Origin of the sequence: Edaphobacter sp., assembly GCF_035532915.1 — a bacterium.
Classification (GTDB): Bacteria; Acidobacteriota; Terriglobia; order Terriglobales; family Acidobacteriaceae; genus Edaphobacter.
Genome location: NZ_DATKQC010000272.1, coordinates 1 through 6,799 on the forward strand (window position 1 = coordinate 1; position 6,799 = coordinate 6,799).

6 protein-coding genes are annotated in these 6,799 nt (G+C 61.1%); 5 read left to right on the forward strand and 1 reads right to left on the reverse strand.

Annotated features, from left to right (window positions below; genetic code table 11):
* Window positions 1-155: 155 nt before the first annotated feature.
* From VMU57_RS13125 to VMU57_RS13145, 5 genes are all read left to right on the forward strand, one after another.
* Window positions 156-890, forward strand: a complete 735-nt coding sequence (locus tag VMU57_RS13125; protein WP_325384104.1) for a tetratricopeptide repeat protein — start codon at window positions 156-158, stop codon at window positions 888-890.
* A gap of 153 nt (window positions 891-1,043) precedes the next feature.
* A complete protein-coding gene (locus VMU57_RS13130; protein ID WP_325384106.1) occupies window positions 1,044-1,418 on the forward strand; it encodes a response regulator in 375 nt (124 codons plus the stop codon).
* 101 nt (window positions 1,419-1,519) lie between these two features.
* The gene (locus VMU57_RS13135) at window positions 1,520-1,651 is read left to right on the forward strand and encodes a DUF2905 domain-containing protein (protein WP_325384114.1); all 132 of its coding nucleotides are present in this window, start codon (window positions 1,520-1,522) and stop codon (window positions 1,649-1,651) included.
* A 37-nt stretch (window positions 1,652-1,688) separates the two neighbouring features.
* Window positions 1,689-3,251: an exodeoxyribonuclease VII large subunit gene (gene xseA / locus VMU57_RS13140; protein WP_325384108.1), complete on the forward strand. Its 1,563-nt coding sequence runs from the start codon at window positions 1,689-1,691 to the stop codon at window positions 3,249-3,251.
* 39 nt (window positions 3,252-3,290) lie between these two features.
* Entirely contained in the window at window positions 3,291-4,706 is a 1,416-nt protein-coding gene (locus VMU57_RS13145) for a phosphoglucosamine mutase (RefSeq protein WP_325384110.1), read from the forward strand.
* A 431-nt stretch (window positions 4,707-5,137) separates the two neighbouring features.
* Here the strand turns inward: VMU57_RS13145 and VMU57_RS13150 are convergent, their stop codons facing one another.
* Window positions 5,138-6,313: a ThuA domain-containing protein gene (locus VMU57_RS13150; protein WP_325384112.1), complete on the reverse strand. Its 1,176-nt coding sequence runs from the start codon at window positions 6,311-6,313 to the stop codon at window positions 5,138-5,140.
* Window positions 6,314-6,799: the final 486 nt, after the last annotated feature.

Consider the following 6,799-nt stretch of genomic DNA (forward strand, 5'->3'; position numbering starts at 1 on the left):
CCGCCATCCTTCACCAAAAGATGCCAAGAATATGACTCAACCCCTCGCAACCTCTTTCCCCCGCTGATAGACTTAAAGTTCTGCGTCGACCATTCACGCAACCAGTTCTCTCAAGGCGGATCGACCGCCGCGAGCAAAAAGGAAGACTCAACCAAGTGGATCAGCAGACCAAGCAAGCGCTCAAGCACGACCAGTTCATCGACACCACACAACACGGCATCGAGTGGGCCAGCGAAAACCGTCACGCGGTCATCGTCGCCGGCTCTATCCTGATCGCGCTACTCATCATCGTGGTTGGCAGCTTCGTCATCTACAACAACCGCAGCAATGAGGCCTCGGTGGCCTACGGCGCCGCCATGCAGGAGTACCAGACCCCGCTCGCCGAGCCCGGCCAGCAGGTTCCTCCCGGCATCAAGACCTACGCCTCCGTGGCCGAGCGCGCCAAGGCTGCCAATCAACTTTTCATGGCCGCTGCCGATAAGTACAACATGGAGCCCGACGGAAAGACGGCCCGCTACTTCGGCGGCCTCACCTATATCGAAGCCGGCAACAACTCTGCCGCCGAAGCCACGCTGAAGCAGGTAGCCGGTGGATGGAACAGCGAACTGGCCTCGCTCGCCAAGCTCTCCCTCGCCAACCTCTACCGCCAGACCGGACAGGATGCGCAGGCCGTCAATCTCTACAACGAGCTGACCGCCAAGCCCACCACCTCGGTTCCCGCCGGCCTCGCCCAGCTTCAGTTAGCGGAGATGTACGAGTCGCAGGGTAAGTCCGAAGACGCCAAAAAAATCTACGCCAAGCTCAAGGATAAGGACGGTAAGAGCGCCGTCGGCATGTTGGCCGCGCAGAAGCTGAACCCCTCAGCCGAGCCCGCCGCCCTTCAGCGGTAACTCTCCTCTAAACTCGCAGCTTCCACCAGAGGCCGCCCGGCCTCTGCTTATTCTCTATAGAAAATATCAGTATATTCATGGACAACTGCCCCTTTTCCGGCCTAAGGTGGAGGCAGAATCATGCATCAGGAAGCAAGTCAAAGGGAGCTCACCATGAAACGAATTCTCGTCGTTGACGATGATCGTCTGGTCGCAGATACCCTTGCGCTCATCTTCGTCAAGAGCGGCTTCGAAGCCAGGACCGCCTACTCGGCAGATCAGGCGCTCGAGTCCGCCCGCATCTTCCACCCCAACCTTCTTCTCTGTGATGTCACTATGCCCGGAAGAGATGGCCTCGCTCTGGTCTGCGATGTGACCCGCGAGCTTCCCTCCTGCCGCATCATCGTGCTGACGGGCTTCTACTCCAATCTCAAAAGTGTGCGCGAGCAATCCAGCAAGCTCGCCCGCCCCGTTGGCATCCTCACCAAACCCTGTCAGCCCGCTGACCTGCTGCGCGAAGCCACCTCGATGCTGGCCGCTGCAAGCTAGTCAGTCCGAATGTCCGACCTTGGCCGTATCCTTATCTTCCTGGGCCTCCTCCTCGTCGTGGCGGGGCTGGTCGTGCTCGGCCTCAACCGCCTCAAATTCCGCTGGGCCGCCTCCCCGGCGACTTCAACTGGCGCGGGCGTGGTTGGTCGGTCTCCTTCCCCCTCGTCACCTGCCTCCTGCTCAGCGCGCTTGTCAGCCTCATACTCTGGGCCATAAACCACCTCCGCCGATAGCTTCAACTGCGCCCACCCGCGATGCTAGACTCGGCCAATGGGCGAAAAAGAAGAGAAGCCGCCGACCTTGGCAAGCCTGCGAGCGGGCCGGGGAAGGACACGCCTCGCAAAGCGCGCACCCGTCCAAGCCAATCTCCTCTTCACCTCCGAGACAGACAAGCAGGAAGCTCCCCAACCTGCCCTGAAATTGTCCAAAATACCTGCCCCTGAAGACATGGGCAGCGGTGCCACAATCGCAAAAAAGGGCGAGCCAAATCCCGTCCTCCCCACCCAGCGCCGCATCTGGACCGTCCGCGATCTCGTCATCGACATCCGCCAGCAGGTCGAAGGCGGCTATCCCGACCTCTGGGTCGAGGGCGAGATCTCCAACTACCGTGCCGCCCCTTCCGGCCACGTCTACTTCACGCTCAAAGACGGCGAAGCCCAGCTTCCGGTAGTCCTCTTCCGCCGCCAGGCCACGCTGCTCCGCTTCCGCCCCGCCGACGGCCTGGCCGTCCTCGTCCGTGGCCGCATCTCCATCTACGAGAGCCGCGGCCAGCTCCAACTCATCGCCGAGACCCTCGAGCCTCGCGGAGCCGGAGCCCTCCAACTCGCCTTCGAGCAGCTCAAGGCCCGCCTCCTCGCCGAAGGACTCTTCGACGCCGACCGCAAGCGTCCCCTCCCCGCCTTCCCGCGCTGCGTGGGCATCATTACCTCGCCCACCGGAGCCGTCATCCGCGACATCGTCAACGTCGCTCGCCGCCGCCACGCCCGCCTCAATCTCCTCGTCTACCCAGCGACCATGCAAGGCACAACCTGCTGCTCGACGGTGGCCGCCGGAATCCGTTACTTCAACCAGAATCCCGGACTCGTCGACGTCATCATCCTCGCTCGCGGCGGCGGCTCCATCGAAGACCTCTCCGGCTTCAACGACGAGTCCCTCGCCCGCGCCATCGCCGCTTCTGAGATCCCCATCGTCTCCGCCATCGGCCACGAGACCGACTTCACCATCGCCGACTTCGTAGCCGACCTCCGCGCCCCCACGCCGTCCGCCGCTGCCGAGCTCGTCACCGCCGCCCAGCACCGCATCGAAGAGCGCATCGAAGCCCTCACCGCACGCGTCCACCGCGCCGGGCGCTTCCATCTCCTCTCCGCCCGCCAGCGCTACGCCCGCCTCTCCTCCGAATCCGTCCTCAACCGCCTTCGCGACACCATCAGCCGCCGCGACCAGCGCATCGACGAGCTGGGCCTTCGCCTTGAAGCCGCAGCCTCGCGCCGTCTCCACCTTAATACTCAGCGCTTAGCCACGCTCACCGACCGCCTCCGCCGCCAGAACATCTCCGTCCGCATCGCCACGACCCAGCGCCGCCTGCAGGCCGCCACCGAGCGCCTGCTCCGCACTGCAACCCGAACCGTCTCTGCCAATCAAACCCGCCTCGACCGCTCCACCACTCGCCTCGAAGCACTCTCACCGCTGGCCGTCCTCTCCCGTGGCTACGCGCTCGTCTATGCTGAAAACGGCATCTTATTAAGATCGGCCGCAGACACCTCCCCCGGAGAAACCATCCGCGCCCGTCTGGCCGAAGGCACACTGACCGCAAAAGTATCGGACAATAAGTAAGCGAAGAACAGCAGGAAAAGTAACGGAGATCAGCAACTCATGAAGAAGCTCTTTGGAACCGACGGCATCCGTGGCGTTGCCGGTCAGCCACCCCTCGACGGCACCACCGTCTACGCCATCGGCCTCGCCCTCGCGCACACGTTGAAGGCGACAACGCCCTCTCCTCGCGTCCTGCTCGGCATGGACACCCGCGAATCCAGCGACTCCATCGCAGCCATCCTCACCGCCGGGCTAACGGCCGGAGGAGCCACCGTCGAAAGTGCCGGCGTCATCACCACCCCAGCCATCGCCTTCCTCACCCACACCCATCGCTTCGCCACCGGCATCGTCATCTCCGCCTCACACAATCCCTGGCAGGACAACGGCATCAAACTCTTCGGCCCCGACGGCTTCAAACTGCCCGACGCCACCGAGCTCGCCATCGAAGACGAGATCTTCCGCCACCTCGAAACCGCCAACAAACCGAATGTGAGTTCAACCACAGAACTGGGTGCCCCACATCTCGATTCTGAGATGTGGGATGGAACCCCCTCGAATCCCTCCCCGCAAGCTCCCCCCGTCAACGAAGCCGACCGCGCCGAATACGTTCGCTTCCTCCTCGCCGCCGTTCCCGGCCTTTCGCTCGACGGCAAGCGCATCGTCGTCGACTGCGCCAACGGCGCGGCCTCTTCCGTCGCTCCGCAGCTCTTTGCCGGACTCGGAGGCGAAGTCGTCATCACCCACGCCAGCCCCGACGGCTTCAACATCAACGAGTTCTGCGGAGCCCTGCACCCCGACGTCGTGGCCGCCGAAGTCGTCACTCAAAAAGCCTCGATGGGCATCACCTTCGACGGGGACGCCGACCGCGCCCTCTTCGCCGACGAGAACGGCCGTGTCGTCAACGGAGACGCCGTCCTTCTGCTCGCCGCCCGCGACCTCCAGCTCCGCGGCCTGCTCACCAACGACACCGTCGTCGCCACCACCATGTCCAACATGGGCCTCGAAGCCGCGCTCAAGCGCAGCGGCATCGCCATGCTCCGCGCCAACGTCGGCGACAAGTACGTCCTCGAGCAGATGCTCTCCACCGGTGCCGCGCTCGGCGGCGAACAGTCCGGCCACATCATCTTCAACGGCCGCAGCACCACCGGCGACGGCCTGCTCACCGCCCTGCTCGTGCTCGACACCGTCCACCGCAGCGGCAAAACCCTCAGCGAGCTGGTCGCCGACCTCAAGGTCTTCCCCCAGGTCATCGTCAACGTCAAGGTCCGCGAAAAAAAGCCCCTCGAAGCCATCCCCACGGTAGCGGACGCCATCCGCGCCGCCGAGCACGAGCTCGCCGACTCCGGCCGCGTCGTCATCCGCTACAGCGGCACCGAAGCCCTCTGCCGCGTCATGATCGAAGCCGAATCCGAGCCGCTCATGCGCCACCACGCCAACACCATCGCGGACGCCATCCGCGCCGAGCTAGGCGTCTGAAGCCCTCACACAGTCCCTCGAAGTCGAAAGCTATCTCCTCTCAGGCGTAGCTTCCTTCATTTGTCATTCCCGAAGGGAATCTGCGTTTTGCTCGAGTCACCAAAACTACATCTGAAGGAGAACCCTCTAGAGCTTTAAAACCGTGCCTGACCGCCGAGGATCGAGACAGTTGCGAAAACTCTACGCTCGAATCCAGATCATCGCTGCTCCAGACCGCGAGTCGCCGATAAGCCACAATCAGACCCACGGCAAATTCACACAAGCGCGATTCACAGGACTACTATCCCGATGTCGGCTCAAATCCTTGCTCGATGAGTGCATTGGCCGTTCTCGTCAATCGAGATTTGGTAAAGTTTCCGCAAATAACAGCTCTGGACGTATCTCAGCGTAGAGCGCAGTGCATTCTTGCCTGGTTATTTTCAGCCGACTGCTTACTTCACTGAGGGGCTGTCGTCCGCTTTCAGGTCGCCAAGCGCGTATTGAATCCCTGCTCGAATGTGTTCCAGCATCGGCGTCATGGCATACACCCGATCACTGTGGCCGTGTCCTTCGTAGAAAACCCGCCCCTTGCCCTCGCGGCGAATATAACTCAAGGCATAATCGGCATCGGTTCGCGGATTCACTTCTTTTGCTTTATCTGCAGCGCTCATCTTGCCGTAGTCAATACTCGTCAGTACATGCACGTTTTTCCGCGAGAAGGAATCCTGCTCGAAGGTATAGGTCTCGTCATGGATCTCGAACTCCTTGCCATGGAACATGGCCGTCAAAGGGCTGTTCGGGTCATCGATCTTGACCGTAATCAGTTGCGGATCGGGCCAGTGAAATTTGAAGTAGCCGCCAATGAGCTTATTGAACTCCGGCCATTGCAGTACAGGCTTCGATTCCAGACCGAGACGACGCATTTCCGGCGGGGGTAACAATGAATTGAAATGCGTCACGAAATCGGCGCGAGTGACCTTACCCGTATCGCCGGTATCCAACTTCTGGAACCAATCATCGGCAAGTGCGTCCCACTCCTGCCGGCTGACGGTTTCGTCGTTATCCTTGTCGGCTGCTGTGACGAGCCGGGAAGCCAAAACCAGCGCCCCTGGATTCCGTCCGGGACTGCCGTTCTTTGCGGCAGCCTCGCTTGCCAGGCAATCGGTGTGGTACGAGTCTGTCGCCGCGTGTATTGCGGCAACGCCCTTTCCACCTCTCACGAAATCCAGGAATGCCGCTCGCCGCGCGGCCGTCACGGCGGGATTCGGATCGTCAAGAAAACACGCAGTGGTGCTGTCCAGGAAAACGGCGTCGTATTTCTTGAGATTATCGGTATTGATATCCGCTGCGTCGTAACTCACGGTTGTGGTCCATAAACCGCCCTGGTTCCCCAGTGCTTCCACCGCCTTCGCAGCCAACGGGATGGAGGCATGCACGAACCCTCCCGCGCCCGTATGGGCCAGCACCAGCACTCTGCGTTTGTGTATCGGCTTGATACCCGGGGTAGTCGGTAAGGCTGCCATCATAGCGTCCACAGCAGCTTGCGATACTGGGATCGGCGTCGAGTTACCGGCCGGATTGAAAGTGTTGGCTTGCCCGGGCTTCACGGCGGGCGGCGCTGGCAGCAACTTGCTGATCCCGGTCACAATCTGAGACTGGGTGAGAGTTCCGCTATTTGTGTTGTCCCAAGCCGCAAACCAGGAGTTGAAGCCAGACTCCAGTTCGGGCCGTGTCAGCGTTCCATCCTTATGGGTGTCGAGGGCAGCAAATAGCGCCTGAGCTGTTTGGCCACCGCGCGGGCCCTGCGCTCGTAAGCCCGCGATACCGAATGCGAGCAGCAGAGCAGCGCCAGTCGAGATACAAGTCGTTGCGATTAATCTGGTATGTCTCATAAAATTCGTCGGAATGAGTCTATATCGAATGCGATCTTCGAGTCAGATCAAAAATGTTTGGACGGTTTTGGCGATTTGGAGAAGATCTCCGTCCAACACGAGGCAGGAGGTATTTCGGTGACGATGATGAGTGATAAATCGCCGATGCACTCACCGACACTGGATTAGTAAGGATATGTCGGCTTGTCGGAAGCAATCCGCAATTCCCTCAAATCCTCACCC